Origin of the sequence: Moorella mulderi DSM 14980 (assembly GCF_001594015.1) — a bacterium.
Lineage (GTDB): Bacteria > Bacillota > DSM-521 > Neomoorellales > Neomoorellaceae > Neomoorella > Neomoorella mulderi.
In genome coordinates this window covers 65811-81867 of record NZ_LTBC01000010.1, presented here as the reverse complement: position 1 = coordinate 81867, position 16057 = coordinate 65811, and the positions used below count along the sequence as shown (strand labels likewise).

Annotated in this window: 22 protein-coding genes; 4 read left to right on the top strand and 18 right to left on the bottom strand. The window is 53.8% G+C overall.

Going from position 1 to position 16057, the window contains the following annotated elements:
• Window positions 1–496: hypothetical protein (locus tag MOMUL_RS11320; protein WP_153018372.1), on the bottom strand; the 496-nt coding region annotated here is incomplete at its 3' end.
• On the bottom strand, window positions 497–859 hold the full coding sequence (locus MOMUL_RS11315; RefSeq protein ID WP_062285011.1) for a hypothetical protein: 363 nt from the start codon (window positions 857–859) through the stop codon (window positions 497–499).
• A 746-nt stretch (window positions 860–1605) separates the two neighbouring features.
• Between MOMUL_RS11315 and MOMUL_RS11305 the strand changes: the two genes are divergently transcribed.
• Window positions 1606–2370: a hypothetical protein gene (locus tag MOMUL_RS11305; protein WP_153018371.1), complete on the top strand. Its 765-nt coding sequence runs from the start codon at window positions 1606–1608 to the stop codon at window positions 2368–2370.
• Between the two features lie 70 nt (window positions 2371–2440).
• Here the strand turns inward: MOMUL_RS11305 and MOMUL_RS11300 are convergent, their stop codons facing one another.
• From MOMUL_RS11300 to MOMUL_RS11255, 11 genes are all read right to left on the bottom strand, one after another.
• Complete coding sequence (locus tag MOMUL_RS11300; protein ID WP_062285007.1) at window positions 2441–2935, bottom strand: hypothetical protein; 495 nt, start codon at window positions 2933–2935, stop codon at window positions 2441–2443.
• Window positions 2936–2971: 36 nt separating this feature from the next.
• Complete coding sequence (locus tag MOMUL_RS11295) at window positions 2972–3487, bottom strand: TadE/TadG family type IV pilus assembly protein (protein ID WP_062285005.1); 516 nt, start codon at window positions 3485–3487, stop codon at window positions 2972–2974.
• Window positions 3488–3630: 143 nt separating this feature from the next.
• On the bottom strand, window positions 3631–3831 hold the full coding sequence (locus tag MOMUL_RS11290; protein ID WP_062285004.1) for a hypothetical protein: 201 nt from the start codon (window positions 3829–3831) through the stop codon (window positions 3631–3633).
• Between the two features lie 31 nt (window positions 3832–3862).
• Complete coding sequence (locus MOMUL_RS11285; RefSeq protein WP_062285002.1) at window positions 3863–4564, bottom strand: prepilin peptidase; 702 nt, start codon at window positions 4562–4564, stop codon at window positions 3863–3865.
• On the bottom strand, window positions 4561–5118 hold the full coding sequence (locus tag MOMUL_RS11280; protein ID WP_062285001.1) for a pilus assembly protein TadG-related protein: 558 nt from the start codon (window positions 5116–5118) through the stop codon (window positions 4561–4563). Before MOMUL_RS11280 ends, MOMUL_RS11285 begins: the two co-directional genes overlap by 4 nt.
• Window positions 5119–5122: 4 nt before the next feature.
• Window positions 5123–5992, bottom strand: a complete 870-nt coding sequence (locus MOMUL_RS11275) for a type II secretion system F family protein (protein ID WP_062284999.1) — start codon at window positions 5990–5992, stop codon at window positions 5123–5125.
• Between the two features lie 16 nt (window positions 5993–6008).
• Window positions 6009–6146, bottom strand: a complete 138-nt coding sequence (locus MOMUL_RS16685) for a hypothetical protein (RefSeq protein WP_161485011.1) — start codon at window positions 6144–6146, stop codon at window positions 6009–6011.
• On the bottom strand, window positions 6122–6310 hold the full coding sequence (locus MOMUL_RS11270) for a hypothetical protein (protein WP_062284996.1): 189 nt from the start codon (window positions 6308–6310) through the stop codon (window positions 6122–6124). The genes MOMUL_RS16685 and MOMUL_RS11270 overlap by 25 nt, the downstream gene beginning before the upstream one ends.
• 18 nt (window positions 6311–6328) lie before the next feature.
• The gene (locus MOMUL_RS11265; protein ID WP_062284995.1) at window positions 6329–7207 is read right to left on the bottom strand and encodes a type II secretion system F family protein; all 879 of its coding nucleotides are present in this window, start codon (window positions 7205–7207) and stop codon (window positions 6329–6331) included.
• Window positions 7207–8475, bottom strand: coding sequence for a TadA family conjugal transfer-associated ATPase (locus MOMUL_RS11260; protein WP_062284993.1), 1269 nt, complete (start codon window positions 8473–8475; stop codon window positions 7207–7209). Before MOMUL_RS11260 ends, MOMUL_RS11265 begins: the two co-directional genes overlap by 1 nt.
• Window positions 8476–8495: 20 nt before the next feature.
• A complete protein-coding gene (locus MOMUL_RS11255) occupies window positions 8496–9797 on the bottom strand; it encodes a CpaE/TadZ family protein (protein WP_062284992.1) in 1302 nt (433 codons plus the stop codon).
• Window positions 9798–10119: 322 nt separating this feature from the next.
• On the opposite strand from MOMUL_RS11255, the gene MOMUL_RS16680 reads away from it, so the two are divergent.
• Window positions 10120–10572, top strand: a complete 453-nt coding sequence (locus MOMUL_RS16680; protein ID WP_161485010.1) for a hypothetical protein — start codon at window positions 10120–10122, stop codon at window positions 10570–10572.
• Window positions 10573–10834: 262 nt separating this feature from the next.
• On the opposite strand, the gene MOMUL_RS11250 is transcribed toward MOMUL_RS16680, so the two are convergent.
• The 5 genes from MOMUL_RS11250 to MOMUL_RS17670 form a co-directional block, all read right to left on the bottom strand.
• A complete protein-coding gene (locus tag MOMUL_RS11250; RefSeq protein WP_062284990.1) occupies window positions 10835–11068 on the bottom strand; it encodes a hypothetical protein in 234 nt (77 codons plus the stop codon).
• 189 nt (window positions 11069–11257) lie between these two features.
• Window positions 11258–11902, bottom strand: coding sequence for a Flp pilus assembly protein CpaB (gene cpaB, locus MOMUL_RS11245; RefSeq protein WP_062284988.1), 645 nt, complete (start codon window positions 11900–11902; stop codon window positions 11258–11260).
• On the bottom strand, window positions 11902–13125 hold the full coding sequence (locus MOMUL_RS11240; protein ID WP_062284986.1) for a nucleotide-binding protein: 1224 nt from the start codon (window positions 13123–13125) through the stop codon (window positions 11902–11904). The genes cpaB and MOMUL_RS11240 overlap by 1 nt, the downstream gene beginning before the upstream one ends.
• A 3-nt stretch (window positions 13126–13128) precedes the next feature.
• Window positions 13129–14229, bottom strand: a complete 1101-nt coding sequence (locus MOMUL_RS11235; protein WP_062284984.1) for a CpaE/TadZ family protein — start codon at window positions 14227–14229, stop codon at window positions 13129–13131.
• A 26-nt stretch (window positions 14230–14255) separates the two neighbouring features.
• Window positions 14256–15272, bottom strand: coding sequence for a peptidoglycan DD-metalloendopeptidase family protein (locus MOMUL_RS17670; RefSeq protein ID WP_084785611.1), 1017 nt, complete (start codon window positions 15270–15272; stop codon window positions 14256–14258).
• On the opposite strand from MOMUL_RS17670, the gene MOMUL_RS17360 reads away from it, so the two are divergent.
• Window positions 15220–15786 carry a type II toxin-antitoxin system RelE/ParE family toxin gene (locus MOMUL_RS17360; RefSeq protein WP_236713094.1) on the top strand — a complete coding sequence of 189 codons (567 nt, stop codon included), beginning with the start codon at window positions 15220–15222 and terminating at the stop codon, window positions 15784–15786. The genes MOMUL_RS17670 and MOMUL_RS17360 overlap by 53 nt on opposite strands.
• On the top strand, window positions 15783–16052 hold the full coding sequence (locus tag MOMUL_RS11220; protein WP_062284980.1) for a helix-turn-helix transcriptional regulator: 270 nt from the start codon (window positions 15783–15785) through the stop codon (window positions 16050–16052). Before MOMUL_RS17360 ends, MOMUL_RS11220 begins: the two co-directional genes overlap by 4 nt.
• Window positions 16053–16057 lie beyond the last annotated feature (5 nt).

Below are 16057 nucleotides of genomic sequence, written 5' to 3'. Positions count from 1 at the left end.
TCCAGCCATATTTCAAACACTCGCCGGTAATTATCTTTCCGCTGGAAAGAATAACTCTCAAGTATGGCCTCTTCCCGGCCTTGCGGTAGAAAATAAACGTCTCCTTTAATGGGTCAGCAGGTTTAATCCTAAGCCTGCCCTTCCTTTTCCAGGGACAACCTATAATTGCCAATAATTCAATTACGCCAGTAATCATCGCTGCCAAATACGAAATGACGAACACGGTGGCAAGGGCAAAAATATCTATAGGTTTGCTGGCGCCGGCGCTAATCTCCTTAAGGGTTGATAAAAAACGCGAAAAGGCTGTTGTTCTACCCGCCAATTCCAGGGTGAAGAGGATTATAAGGGTTAAGGTAAATATAAAAACCCCATTCTGAATTGCATATGGTATAGCGCGTTCTTCCCTCCTGTATCCCGCAACTGCTAATCTTGCGTAGCCTGGCAGATAGACCAGTAAGAGGAACAACATTACCGCCAGGGTCAAGCCTTTATCCATTCAGGAACACCACCTCTCAAAATCCAACTCCTTGCGAATAACTTCCTGAATAGTTAACGATTGCCCCTTCTCATTTCGACGTTCTTTTATTAGATCCTCCCACATAGAAACCAACACGCCCAAGACAAAGCTACTTGCAAACGCGATAATAAACCAGAACCCCATTTTGAGAATAAGGACGTTATAATACACATCGCCGCTATACCAGGAGTAGATAGCCGCAGCTATAAATCCTACTACGCCTAAACCAAAAACGAAAGGAGCTGATTTCCAGCAATAAAACAAAGGTAATAGCCATGCCGGAAATTCCAAAACGTCATACCACAAAAAAGGAATTTTCTCCTGAAAATAAACCTTCCACATAAAATCCGCCTCCTAATTTCAAATATGCCAGGGAGCCGGGTTTCCCCGGCTCCCCTTCTCAATGCCCCGCATTGCTGTCCTTCCGGCATCACTTTTTCGGCCCCTGCGTCTGGGCCGCCTGGCCGTTATTGGAGGAAGGCTGGCCGCCAAGCAAGGCGCTGACCTGTCCCTGCTGCCCCTCTTCCCCCGGCCGTGGCTCGCGGTGCAGAAAAAGGGCCTGTCCATCTTTATCTTCCCAAATTCCCTCTATTGCAAATCGAACAGCAGCTACTTATGCTTTACTACTCTCATCCGGGACTATTCTCCAATGGCTCCAAGTCAAACACAGAATAAAGCGTGCATAGTAAAATAAAGCCGGGAATAAGAAGGCTAAAGAAACATATGATACTTTTTAACCATAAACCTTTTATCATGTATAAAACTGCTGGCCAATACACAAGGAAAAAGTAATTAACACCTCGAATTACACTTAAGTAAAGGTCGACTTCTATATTAAAGTTAGTGAGTTTCCCAATAACAGGGGTAACCCTCTTTGATAAATGGAAGATACCAACCCAAAATAATTTGGTCACCGGTAAAAGCAATGGAACGCTAATCAACCATAGATAAAGGAGTTGGTACCAAAGCAAATTAGTAACGGACCATATATTTCCGGGGTATATAAGATTAATCCCTAAAATACTTGAGATATTTACGTCCGCCAAAGAACCTGCTACCAACTCTTCAATTTGAGGTGATTTCAAGATATGAATAACCAGCAATATAGCAACGACAATCAAGAAAGCAAAAACAATCCTGCAGAGTACATAAAAAGTATCCCTATTCATGATATGCTGAGGATACCTCCCTTTGGCGTGATAAATCCCTGTTTGATTTCTGGTGTATTAATATTAACTGGAATTAGTTATATGCTTAGTTATATATTTTTTCTGCGATGGCTTATAAAGAACCATATGCAGCTCCTTATTTTTATGACCCTATTTATACCCTTCCTTTTATTTCTCGCCTTAGCATATTGTTTAAGTCTACTTTGGGGCTATATACCAGTTGGGAGAGTATTCTCCCTAACAAAAAAAAGAAATAACATATATGAAGCCCAATTATCGCCCCTTGCCTGTTTACATTACAAGAATAAAAACCCCAGGTATTTCTTGCTACACGATTTCAATTTTTTGCTTGTCATGGTACTTAACGACACTCGGATTAAAACCCTAAAAACAATAACGTGGCTCATTACTCCTGAACAAATAAAAAAGTTTTATGTACAGCCTACCAGCTATAAAGAGATAAAATTTCCGAGAGGTATTATAATGGGTAGATTTATGGCTTCAATGATTGGCTTATTTTATAATGTGCTTAAGCTGCGGACTTCGCTCTCCCGGAAATTTAAAAAACAGCGGCGTGAACTAAGAATAAAGCGAAATATAGTAAAGCCAAAGCCTATTATTTTCACAGCCACCTTTTATGAGTACGTGTGGGATCTAGAGAAAATTAGAAAGCATGTAATATGAAAAGAGCCAGTTATGGAGCCGGGTTTCCCCGGCCCCCCTCTCAATGCCCCGCATTGTTTTCCTTCCGGCATCACTTCTTCTGCCCCGGGGCCACCTGGCCTGGATTAGGGGACGGCTGGTCGCCAGGCAGGCCACTAACCTGTCCCTGCTGCACCTGCTCCCCCGGACGGGGCTCCCGGTGCAGGGCTAAGGCCTGGCCGTCCTTTACCAGGGCGTCAATGGTATCGCCGGCTTTAAACCATTTCGTGAGGTCTGCTTTTTGTCCCGGCTTGTCCACAAAATTCATCCCCACCTGGATAGAGGTAAACTCGTTGGTGGCCAGGGTTATGGTCTGGCCGATATCCCCGCCGCCTTTTTCGACCTTAAGGGTCAATTTGTCCGGCTCGACCGCCGTGATGGTCCCATGCCGCACCATCTTATTCATCTCTTCCTGCTGTTTTTTAGCCATCTCCACGGCCTGCTTACGGGGAGCGGCGACATATTTGTAGTACCCGCCGCCGAAACCGGCAGCTGCTCCAGCTATAAAAGCCCCCGCAATTATTAAAGCTAAAATATTTTTACGCATAAGCATTACTCCCTTCGTTCTTTTTTATTCGTTTTTTTAGATCTGCTCGCGTTTAAATACCGCCCGGACCGAGATGTCAATCCATTTGCTCCAAAAGCTTGCACCGGGATTGATCAGGACCGGCAGGCCGGGGCAGAAGTTTTCCGCATGGTAATTTACAATAGCCGTACAATAGGTCCCGTCGTCATACAGCTTGACATCCACCGCCGGGTCAAACGGCCCGGGGTAATTCTTCGCCGGAGTAGGGGCGCTGCTTATCCCTATCTGGCTCGCGCCGCTTTCCGGCGGCGGTGGGCCGTTCATCACTGCAGCGCTCTGGCCGCTGTTTTTTGATACCGGCAGGGTATTGGCGATCACCTCCTTCGCTTTGTCCCTGGCAAGGCCGCCGTCATGGTAAACCGCCAGGGTCCTTGCCGCTTCCCTGGCCGCCGAAGCAGTCACCGTCTTGGTTACATAGAGGTGCACCAGCATCACGCCGGCCAGGGTAAAATACAGGACAAAAGGTGCCATGAGAAGCATTTCTAACGTGGTTATGCCTTTTTGGTCTCGCACTTGGCCGGTCACCTCACTTAAAAAAATGACCCTCCCTGAGGGGCTGCAGGAAGGGCGTACGTGGAGGAAAGGCTGGGGGAAACTGCCTCCTCCAAAAAAGAAAAAGCCCACCGGCATAAGGCAGGCGGGCGTGTCGAGAGGTATTATGAAGGGAACTGGGGCACGATATGGTTATTCCACCAGGGAACTACAAAATCTTTGGCACCAAAATAAGTAGCAATTAAAAGTATTGTCGCCACCCCCAGGATCAGCATCATTTCCAGGGTAGTCAACCCTTTGTTGTTCTTAAGGGCGGCTGCTTTAGCCCCGATCCAGCAACAGACCTTTTGCGCTATGTTGGCCATAGGCAATCACCTCCTTCCGGCAGACTACAGTTTAATGCAGCAAAGCGAATACCACCCCGGTGAAAAGGAAGGGCGCCAGAGGCAGGCCGTCAAGGTACCTGCCCTTTAACTTTAACGCCAGCGCCAGGGCACCCCCCAAGATAAAAGCGAAGGACAGGGCCTCAGCGCCGGCGGCAACGCCCAGGGCCGCCGCCAGGGCCGGCATGAATTTGGCATCACCACCTCCCATGCTTTGAGGATAAATAAAAGCCAGCAGCGTCAACGGCAGGGCCAGCATTGCTCCCGCTAAGGGTTCCAGCCACCGGCCGTCGAGCCACCATAAGAAAACCCCGGCCACAGCCAGGGTGATGGAAACCTGGTCGGGGATCACCCGTTTCTCCAGGTCGCTTAAGGCCGCCGCCAGGGCCAGGGTAAGGATTATCATCCCCCGCAGGTAAGTGAGGGAAAAGTGGTTCGCCGCCAGCAGCCAGGCGGATATGAGGCCCAGCAGTATTTCTGTCAAGGGATAACGCAGGGGTATCTCCTGGCCGCAGTACCGGCACTTGCCTCGTGCCAGGATGAATCCCAGGACGGGTAACAACTCCCACCAGGAGAGGACCCGGCCGCAAGTTTCGCAGTGGGATCTGCCCCGGATTACCGTTTCGTTCCGTGGCAGGCGATAGGCCAGCATACCGGCGTAACTGGCCAAGATAGTCCCATAGATAAAACCGGCTACAGCATAAAAAGTTTTCATTGCGGCACGACCACCGCTTCGGCTACGCCGGTCGAGCCAATGGGTTTTAAAGCCTTTTCCTGGCCGTAGAGGTAAAAGAGGGGTTCGGCGGCAAAGGTTTTAAGCTTTGCCACCACCCGGACAAGGTACTTGTTGTTATCCATCACCCATCCTGTAAAGTCATCAGTAGTCGCAGCCGGCTGGACGTTAAGCTCGACCATCCTCTGCCGGCCTTCCGCGCCCTCCAGGAGCCGCGCGTTTTGCAAGAAGGTGGGCCGGGCCGCCGCCTCCGCCACCGGCGGGTCAATGACGGCCTGAAGGCTCACTAACTCCTGCCTGACCCCGGTTATATTCCCGTTCCCGTCCGTTATCGGGACGTACTGGTACTGGGGCACTACCCGGGCGGTTAACGCTCCCGCCAGGGCGGCGGCGTCTACCGCCGTTTGCAGCTGTCCCCGAATGGAGTGGATGCGGCCGATGTCCAGGGCAATCATCCCAATTAGCAGGGCTATGGGCAGCATCAGCATGGCCATGGTGGTGGCCAGGGTCCCCCGTTCATCCATGCAAATTCTCATACTGCTACCCTCCGATCAAGGCTTTAATGATGCTAATGGCAATTGGCCCCAGGATAATCAAGGCGGCGGCCGGGAAGACCGTCAGGACTACCGGCACGATAATCCTGGACTCCATCTTTCTGGCTATCTCTTCTATGCGCGCATCCCGCGCCCGGCGCATCTCACGGGCATATCCCAGGAGCACATTGGGCAGGTTGCTGCCGCCGTGGCGCAGGGCGTTCTTGATGGCCGCCGCGAAGTCGTCGGCCTCGGCCATGTCCAGGCGCGAGGCGAAATTATCCAGGGCCTGGGGCAGGGGTGTTCCCAAGTCGTACTCTTCCAGCAGTAGAGTGATTTCCGGTCCTAAAACTCCTGGCGAACTGGCAGCGTTGCGAAAAGCGGCGATCAGGGGCACGTTGGCGCTTACGGCCAGGGCTGTCTTTTCTACGAACACCATAAACTCGCGGGTCAGGTCCCGGCGTTTCCGCGTCGCACGGTGATCGAGCATCGCTTTGGGCAACAAAAACCCCGCCAGGGGCAGGACCGGCGCCAGGATTGGTAGGATTATCCCAGTCCAAGCCAAAAGAAAGGCTATTAACAAGGTACTGGCACTTGCCGCCAGCCACAGGCCCAGCCATTCTTCGGTACTGAAACCGTATCCCGCCAGCCGCAGGCGATTGCCCAGGGCCTCCTGGTCCAGGAAGTCGCGGGCCAGCGGCAATTTGCGGGCCAGGTCGCCCAGCTTCATCGTCAGGCGCCGGGCCTTTTCTTTTATGGGTATCCGGGGCCGGTCAAATTGTTCCAGGGTTTCCGCCAGGGGGTTCCTGCCGGCCAGTCCGGCTAAGCCTATGGCCATAAAAAATACCGCCGCGGCGGCCGTAAGGGGGAAAATCATAACTTCATGCCTCCTTTCAAACCAGTTTAAAGTACCTGGAAAGCAGCATGCCGGAGAGGCCGGCGCACCAGCCCAATAAAGTAAAAAGGACGCCGGGCTGCTGGTAGAATTTCAGTATGGCCAGCACCGCTACCAGCATTTCCAGCAGGTGCATACGATCTTGCCTTCCTCCCGGCCCAACCAGGAGGAAACGGCGGCCCGGATAAGCGCACGGACGATGGCCATGCCCAGGAAAGCGGTGGCCGCACCCAAGAGCATGCCTGGTATTACCTTTATGAACCTTTCGACCTCGGCCTGGGCCGTGAGGAAGTTTTCCATAGCTGTTTCCGCCTTTGCTCAGAGCATACTTTCCCCGGACTTCAAAATGCGGGCGACCATGATGTGGCCGGCGGCCAGGCAGCCTACCCCGGCCAGGGCCACTAGGCGGCCCCTGTACGTTACCACCACATTCCGGTATTCCGGCATGGCCAGGTACATCACCAGTCCCAGGAGCACCGGTATGAACGTCACGATAGCGAAACCTAGTCTCACGTCGCCGGTGGCGGCGGCGATCCGGGCTTTGAGACGTTTGCGCTCGCGCACGAACTCGGCGGCGCCTTCCAGGAGGCGTACGGCGTCGGTCCCGCCGCCGGCTTCGGCCAGGAGGGCTAGGCCGTCCGCCAGGACATGGGCTTCCAGCAGATCAATCCTGGCCGCCATATCTTTGACGGCCTTTTCAAAGGGCACCCCGGCGTTGACGTCGTCGCGCACCCGGTCCATCTCGCCCTTGATAGGTTCGGGTGAGGTCTCCGCCACGTACTGGACGGCCTGGAGGGGGGAGGCCCCGGCCCGGATAGCCGAGGCCAGGTTATCCACCACCCGTGCCAGCTGGGCCAGGAAGAGGGACTGACGGCGGCGTTTTTTTAGCTTAATGTATAGCCGGGGCGCGAAGATAAAGGCCGCCAGGGCAGTGGCGGCCATCAGGACAGGGTCGCCAAAGGCGAAGGCTATAAAGGCTCCGGCCATGCCTGCCGTTACGGCCACCGGCAACATGTCTTCATCCGTGTGCCAGAGCTCGGCCAGCAGGTTACGCTCCTTCGTTTTTTCCTGCCGCGCCTGCTGCCTCTGGTGGGCGGCAATGATCTCGGCCAGAGGGTTGCGGCTGTAATAGGCAATAACCCCGGCGGTAAAGAAAAATATCGCCATGAGGACGACAAAGAAAAAGAAGGCCAGCACTAGAACACCACCTTCTTTTTGTTGAAAATATGGGGGTCGGCTACCTGGGCCAGTTTTTTACCGTCAAAGCGGAAGATTGTCCGGGGATCCGGTACCCGGCCGGCGGGAGTTTCCCGTATCATCACCTCGGCCACCTGGACGATTCTTCTCTCCCGGTAGTTCCCTTTAATCACCTTCGCGGCATGTAAAACAACGTCAACCGCCCCGGCTATGCGATCCAGGGCCGCTGCCCGGCCTTCAACCTGGCCTTCCCGCGACATGATCACCATGGCCGGCAGGCGGCCTATAACGGCATCCACTGCGTCTATGGCGTGGAAGGTGGTCATAGCCGGATGGCCGACGCACATAGCCTGCAGTACGTAATAGGCCTCGGCGCCTCGGCACTCCCCCAGGATAATCCAGTCCGGCCGCAGGCGCAGCATGGCCGTCTGGGCCAAACTTACGATGCTTACTTCACCCTGCCCGTCCAGGCCGGGCGGCCGGCTTTCAAAACAGCGGACGTTTTCATGCCGGGGCTGCAGTTCGGCTATATCCTCAAAGATGATTACGCTGGCGTCCGGCCCCCAGGTTTCCGTCACCAGGGACAGCAGGGCATTCAGGATGGTGGTCTTGCCGCTGCCCATGGGGCCGGTCACCACCACGTTCAAGCCCCTGGCGATCACTTCGCGCAAATAGGCGACTAGATCTTCCGTTATGGCACCGCTGTTTATCAGGTCCTCCAGGGCTATGGGGCGGGGGAAGCGGCGGATGACCATGGTGGTGCCGCCCCTGGCTATTGGCGGAATGATGACGTTCACCCGCGAGCCGTCGGGCAGCTTCGCGTCTACCACCGGCTCGGATTCGTTTACCCGCCGGCCGCAGGACATGACAATCTTTTCCGCTACAGCCCGCAGGTGTTCTTCGTCGCGGAACCGGGTTTCCGTTTTCTGCAGGCTACCGTTGATTTCAACGTAAACTTTATCATAGATGGGCACCATGACTTCGGTGACGTTGCGATATCGCTCTTCTACGGGGAAGATATAGCGCTGCAGCGGCCCATAGCCCAGCATATCGCTGACCACGCTGTCCACCAGGGCCGGGGTGGCTCCCCTTTCCATCATGGCAATGCCGCGCAGGTAGCCTTCGTTGTTGCGGGGATCCTTCAGGGCTTTGGGATTCTCTCGCCGCACCCTGGCCAGCACCCGGGCGCGCAATTCTTCGACTTCGTCGCTTGTCAAGCAGGTTTGCTCGCTGCACAAAAGCTTCGCCGCCAGTGATTGGGCAGCCATTATCCTCCACCTCTCTTTTCTTATAGCGCGGCCTTGCGGCCCGGCGTTATGCGCCCCAGCCAGGCCAGCAGTCTATTTTTCCTGTTAGCGGCAGGTTTCGTCATCTCCAGGCCCAGGACGGCCCCGGTCAGGGCCACCATTTTTTGTGCAAAGGCGCTCTCCGGCCGGGCCAGGACCACCGGGCCGTCGGCTCCGGGGTCATTTAGGCAGGCCAGGACGCTGTCATCTTCCGGTATTGCCTCCGGAAAGGCCGGGATGCCGCCGAACTGGGCAGCAATGTCGGCCGGTTTAAAAGGTACTTTAGCATTGGTCCGGTTTAATACTACCTGGATAGAGGCCAGGTTTACCTGCAGCCTGGCCGCTGGCCTCAAGAACCGGCTTTCGGTCCGCTTGATTACTCCTATCTCCGGGGTAACTACCAGCAGGATCGTCGTCGCCGTTTGCAGGGTCACCAGGGTGGAGTCGTCTTCTACCCTGGTGCTCAGGTCAACCACCACCAAGTCGAAGTATTGATCCAGGATGGACAACACGTGGACCATCAACTCGCCGCTAATGCTTTCCGCCCCCGGTCGCTGGGGTGAGGGGAGAAAGTACAGGTTATCTGTCTTGCCGGGGACTTTGACCAGCATCTTTTCGACTACATCCCAGCCGGGGAGGCCCTGCAGGCTTTGCCAGACCAGGAGGTTTTGAGTCACGTTTTCCGGCACCCGCAGCCAGTCCCCGGCCGTCTTCGCCCCGCCGATGTCGCCGTCTACCAAAACTACCCGATACTTTAGGCCTTTTCCTTGCGCCCAGGCGGCGGCGCAGGCCGCTAGGTTAGCTGCGATGGCCGTCTTGCCGGCCCCGCCCTTGACGGAATAGACGGCCACCCTTTGGTGTTTCAAGGGTCTTAAGGCCGCAGTTTTCGCCGCCAGGTATTCCTGGCTAGCCGCCTGCAATACCGGGGCCTCCACCGGTTCCCGGCTGGTTAACGATCCGGTGTCCGGCACGGCGGTGCCCAGGGCGCGTACCAAGTCGGCCGCCGCCGAACGGTAGCTGATGATCCGCACGCCTTTGGCGGCAGCCTGGGCGAATAGGGTGGCGGTAGGCTTCAAGTTATTTAGGGCCAGGTAAAAACGGCGGTTGCGGTATAGCTCCGCCGCATGGAGGGCGAATTCTACCCCTTCCTGTCCCGGGAAACCGACCACCACCTCCCTGGCGTTTGCCTCCTGGAGCATGGTCGTAGCCGTCATGGTATCGTTGGCCACCCCTACCACCGGGTAGGGGAAACCTTTATTGAGGAACATGCCCGTAAATTCTTTGTCGCCGAATATAAGGAGCAATTAATGTTCACCCGCCTTTTTGCCTAAAACAGGATCTTGGGGGGGTAGGGAGAAATATAAACAGTAAGGTTTACCAGGGCAGATGCTCGGTTGTAATATATTTAATTATCACCCAGAAAATTAAAACAAAGAAAACAAGAAGTACACCGATGGGCTCAAGATTAACTTCTCCCGAATCATCTTTTAGGGGGGTATAAAACTTGGAATACAAAGAAGTTCGCTTCTCAATACCCGTTTTAGTTTTATCTGTCGCTCTATTTATTTTTTCATCATTTATCAGCTCCTTTTATGGACGCCTAAAATTTCATTCTCATCTTGATTTATGGTCGTTGTTATGAATATGGTTTGTTCAATTCCTTCCATTTGGCTACATGAATTAGATCATGAAAGTGTTCTAAAGAAAAATGGATACACATATCAAAAAACATTACTTACCCTTGTTCCCAACGTAAAAATACTTGAACCGATTTTACTTCAAGATTATCGAGAAGCGCTTTTGGCTCCTTTTAAATCTTCATTTGTAATGGCCGTCCTTGTAATCTTTATAATTATAAGTTTAGGACCCTCGCTTTCACCCCTTTTTACTGTTTTTGTCACTATGCGTATTGCATTGCAATTTCTCGCGTGTTCGATGGATCTTTTCTGGGCTTTAAAAACACGTTCCTTACCTGATAGTTGGTGGATAGTTGAGTGCGGAAAAAATTCTTATATTTGCCCCCAAAAAGAGAAAGCCATCGAACTACTAAAAAATACAGTGCCAACACCCTTAAAGTGATATAACCAAAAACCTTGCTTATCTCCACTACTGGATGTGAGTTGTTATTCCCTTAGCACCTGTAGTTAATAACACCCCTACTTTTGGCAATCGATAATATTCGGGATTGCAATTTCGAGTTATTATTGTAGATCTAAATTTCCCTGTTGATTGGATATTCACTAGTCTAGATCTTCCCCGCCTTCCTTTTGAGCACAAAACTTGATATTGTGTAGCCATCTAACTTAACACCTCGCTCTTTCATAATAATAGAACCTTAATTTTACTGAGGGAAAAAATGGACTATAATGGTCACAAATAACAAAAACAAAACTACTAGAAGGTTTAAGCGTATTATCAGGCCAATATCATTGGCCTGATAATACCTTAAATACCATATTGCCTCTTCCACACTTTTCGCGTCCTTTACCGCTTCTTTAAATTCTTTGAAGGTGGTCGGGTAATGTTGAGGTTCTATAGCAACTGTGTTTTCCTTGCTATCTATCTGATTAGCCATATTACATTTGGTCCCCTTCGTTTTTCTTAATAGGAAAGCCTGAATATCAGGGTCGATACTCAGTAACAGACCGCAGGCGAGAAAAACCAACACGCCGGTTTTGAGGAAAAACGCTAACCCAATTAGAGCGGTAGCAACTGGGATAAGATAGCTCTCTGCGATTTCCCATTATTTTTCTCCCCACCTTGACTAATCCCCCGCCTTCTCCAGGGTGCAAGCCAGGCTGCTACCGGATGCCAGGGCATCTAGTATCTGGCTGGCCTGTTCCGGAGTAACTGCCAGGACTACCCCTTTAGCATTCGGGTTGGCGCTTGTGGTATCCCCACCCGGCGTGGCCAGGACAGGCACTTTCGTTGCAAGGAGTTCGACGCCTGCCTTATTAGCGGGACTGCCGTTATTTTTTATTAAGGCATAGACGTTAACGAGGTCACCCGGTTTGATGCTGCTCCCGACAGTAGTGTCATTTTTGGCTTCAATGCTTAAGGCTACCGTCCCGGGATAGGCCTTCAGCTTGCCGGCTAGGCCGGTGGCCAGGGGATCGGCTAACATTGACGCGGTGAGCGGCATGCCGGCCGGAATAAAGCCCTGGCTGGCTTTACCTGCTACCCCGGCCGGGCTGCGCAGCCAGTTATTACCCACGATTCTTGCCGGGAACTCCTTAATGGCCAGGTCACGTTCACTAATGAGCTCGTTGGGCTTGATATCACGGCCAGCTACCACGACCGGGGTCAGGCTTAAATAGGAATTGAGGGTGGTAGTTGCGGCTAGGGCCGCTATTACCGCGCATACAGCCGCCAGTGCCAGGAGGAGGCGATAGTTTTTGAAAAGGCGCATCAGCTTTCGCCCCTTTCAGGCCATAGGAGGGCCGCCAGGCTCCCTATACCGGCGGCGATTGCGTCGCTACCTGGTGAGACTATAGCCGGCGTCATATTGGCGACCGTGGCCTGGCAGCCTTCCTGATCTTCGGGGATAACTATTTGGGGCTCTTGGCCCAGGACGTCTTCTACTACCGAGGGCCAGATGCTTAGGGATGTTGCCGGGACCCGGTTGGCTACCAGGATGGCGTCTTTATAACCATCCTGTTGCTGGCAGGCGTATAACGCCCGCAAATCGCCGCCTATTACCTCTACCTGCCTGGAAAAAGCATTCCAGGGCGCTGGAAGGTGCGCGGCGTCGATAAGCACCCGGTAACCGTTCCTGGCCAGGCGGGCCAGGAGGTTCATTAATTCAACCGGGTTATATTTCACGGGTAGCCATAACTCGCCCCAGGGTGTCGCGGCATACTGCCAGTTTCCCTGGTGCTCCAGGGCGGTATTGCCCATGTGCAGCTTGGCCATGGGCGGCGTTTCCAGGTCTATGACCGCTACCTGTTCCCCCTGAGATGTGAGGTAGGCCGCCAGGGCGGCCACCAGGGTGGTTTTCCCGACCCCGGCACAGGGGCTTATCATAGTAATTATCAATTCCTTATAAGGCGCGAGGAGGGACCAGTCGATATCTTCTTCTGGTACTTGCCCCGCGGCCTGGGCAGGTTCTCCCGGGGAAGACCAGTATTCTTCCCCTGCCTGCCCGGTTGTCCTTTCGCCTTTCCTTTCCCGATCCTTTTCATTGGCCTGGGGGGAAGTGTCCTTGAGATTTTCGTTTTCATAGCTGTTGCTTTCGTAATAGATCAGCGGGGCGGGGCGGGCGTCCTTGCTTACTGCATCTTCCAGCACCCTGGCGATAGCCGGGGTGGTAATACCTCCTTCGTCAGCGAATAGGATAAATTCTTCCCGGATGCCCAGGGCACCGGCCCGTCGGGCGATATTCTCGCCTTCCCGGTCCTTCTTGCCGGCCACGATAACCGTAACCGGAAGGCCGCCCCTGGCCAGGATCTCCTCGATGATTTTTACCGGGTCCTCCACCCCGCCCATCCGGGATTTGCGCACGGCCACTACTGCGTCGGGCAGCCAACCGTCACTGATCTGGGTCTGGACATCAGCCTCGGGATAGCGGGCTTTGAGCCAGGCCGCCGCCAGGGTCTGGCCGGCGGCCAGCAAGAGTTTTTTGTTCTCCAGCATTTTTCAACAAACTCCTTTCGTCCTGAGTTCTTGGAGGGCATTTAGAAAAGCCGAGCCTTTACGGCCCAGGCGCATCAGCGGGATTGGTTTCCCTTCAGCAAACATCCTGTCTACCAGGTGGTCGTGGGGGATAATTCCGGTTAACTCCAGGCCCACCCTTTTGGCGACTTCCTGCGGTTTTAACGGGGGCAGGGGCTGGGTCTGGTTGACTACCAGGCGGGTAACGGGCCGGATATGGAGTTCATCCATTTTGCCGGCCACAAAGGCCCGGACGGCGGCCACGGCCGCGTGGTCGCAGCTGGCCATGAGGATTATATGGCCAGCGGTTTCTACGGCGGTTTCTAAGAAAGCCCTGGTGTACAGGGGCAATTCCAGGCGGCCGGGGGCATCGACCAGGATGAAGTCATAGTCGCCGGCCAGCTTTCTAATGCTGTTTTTGGCCTCGGTTATGCCTAATGCCGGGCTGTCGGGAAGGGAAGGTACCAGGTCCAGGCCCCAGGGGATCTTTTGAGGGCTCGCAATGTCCCCGGTGGTGGCTATCCCCAGGGCCAGGCTGGTCAGGGTCCGGCCGCCGGGGTCGGCGTCTACCAAACATACCTTTTTTCCTTCTTTCGCCAGCATGGTGCCAAGGTTGGCGGTTGCGGACGTCTTGCCTACGCTGGTTTTGGAGGAATAGACGACGATGATTGTTCCCTTTTTATTCTCTTTCCCGGTTGACCTGGTTGAGCCAAAGTTAGGCTGGGCCTGATCGCCACTGTTTTCCTGTGACGTTATCTCGCCTGCCAGGGCCAGGGCTTTTTCCGGGGTGATGGCGGGTAGGCCCTTGCTTACGGCCAGCCGCCAGGCCGCCAACCCGTGGCCGACGATATATACCTTTGCTTCCGGCGGGATTTTGCCGGGACCGGCCTCTTCCTGGGGCGCCAGGAAGATAAGTTTCGCTGATGGGGGTATCTCGCCGCCGTCCCAGGCCCGGGCGCCGGGGATGGTGATGCCTATGTCCCCTACGGTATAGATGCGGCAGGGGTTTCTTTCATTTACCCCTTCCCGGCCTTTCTTGAGCTTACCTTTATGCTTGAGTTGCGCTAGAAATTTCTGTAACCACATTCTCTTGCTCCTTTCTCCTGCTTATATCAGTTGTTGCCTGAAGGTATCTTCAGCCACTCTTCCGGGTTGGCCGGCCGGCCGTTAATGTAAACGCTGAAGTGCAGGTGGGGGCCGGTGGAAAGCCCGGTATTCCCAACATACCCGATTACCTGGCCGGCTTTGACCTGTTCGCCTTTTCTTACGGCTACCATAGACAGGTGACAGTACTTCGTCTCCAGGCCGCCGTGGTCCAGCATGACGGTAAGGCCGTAGGCGCCGTTCTCCCGGTCCCAGGTCACTTTGCCGTCTTTTACCGCGAACACCGGCGTGCCTTCGGGTGCCGGAAGGTCGATGCCGTCGTGAAAGCTATACTTTTTTAGAATCGGGTGCCAGCGCATGCCGTAGCCGTCGGTGACTGTTTTATATTGGGCCGGGAGGGGCCAGGCGCCTTGGCCTACCGGCAGCATGGTGGAGGCGTAGGCCGCCGCCTGGCTCATGACCATATCTACGTACCAGCTGGCGTGGTTATAGGCGAAGATGGCTCTCCGGGGGTCGGTGGCGAAGCCGTCCGCTTTAAGCATGTTGGCGGCGGTGAAGATAGCGTCGTAGGGATTATAAGGATCCATCCGGCCGTCCCCGTCGCCGTCCTGCTTGTATTGCTCCCAGGTGGCCGGCATGAACTGCATGAAGCCTATCGCCCCGGCGCTGGAAGGTCCCATATCGCGCCCGAAATCGGATTCTATTTTGGCGATGGCCGCGAGTACCGCCCAAGATACCCCGTACCTTCCCTGGGCTTCAATGAAAATGGGCAGGTACTGGGCCGGTATATCGGCCACGGCGAAGGCCGTCGGGGCGCCGGACTGGAAGCCGGTGATTTTGCCCTGATCGTCCATTCCCAGGGCCAGGAAAAATATGAGGACCAGGGAAATAAGCAGGGCTGGAATAAGAAAAAAGATGCCTACCACCAGGTATTCAATCTTTATGGTCAGGCCCTCTCTGGCCCTGGCCGCCGTGGCCAACTGGCTGGCTTTTTTGGCTGTGTTGATTGCTGCTGTCGCTGCCATCGGGTCCATAAATATCTCCCCATCAAAAAAAGGAGCCCTGTTTCAGGCTCCCTTTTCCGAGGTTGTAATTACCACCAGCCTGCTAGGTTTCAGGTTGACGACAAAAAGATTTCCGGCTACAATATATAACACATATGTTATATCAATTGAGGATTGTTTTATGCTGTGGGAAATCGAGTTATACGAAAGCGCTTCGGGCAACCAGCCGGTGGCTAACTTTATCGCGGCGTTAAAACCCGGCGAACAAGCGAAAATAGCCCGGGCCATTGACCTTCTTAAAGAGTATGGCCCTTCAATCGGGATGCCCTATGTCCGGCATATGGCCGACGACCTCTGGGAATTACGGGTTCCCTTCGGAGGCCAAGCGTTTAGGTTATTATTTTTCATCTCAGGTAATACTTTGGTCGTAGTCCATGCTTTTTCCAAGAAAACTTCAAAAGCACCACAAAAGGAACTTAAAACTGCTCTTGCCAGAATGAAGGATTACAAGCAAAGGACAGGTGGAGTTAAATGAAGTGGGAGGAATTCAAAAACAAACTGATGAAAGAACCGGCCTTTTGCCAGGCCTATGATGACCTGGAGCCGGAATACCAACTCGTCAAGTCTATCATTGAACAACGAAAACTCAAAGGCATCAGCCAAGCTGAACTGGCGCGTAAAGTAGGAACGCGCCAATCAGCCATTGCCAGATTGGAAAGCGGAACCTATAATCCCTCCCTTCGTTTCTTAAAAAAGGTCGCCAGGGCGTTAGACGCCAAGATCGAAATCAAGCTCAAGTAGTTTAA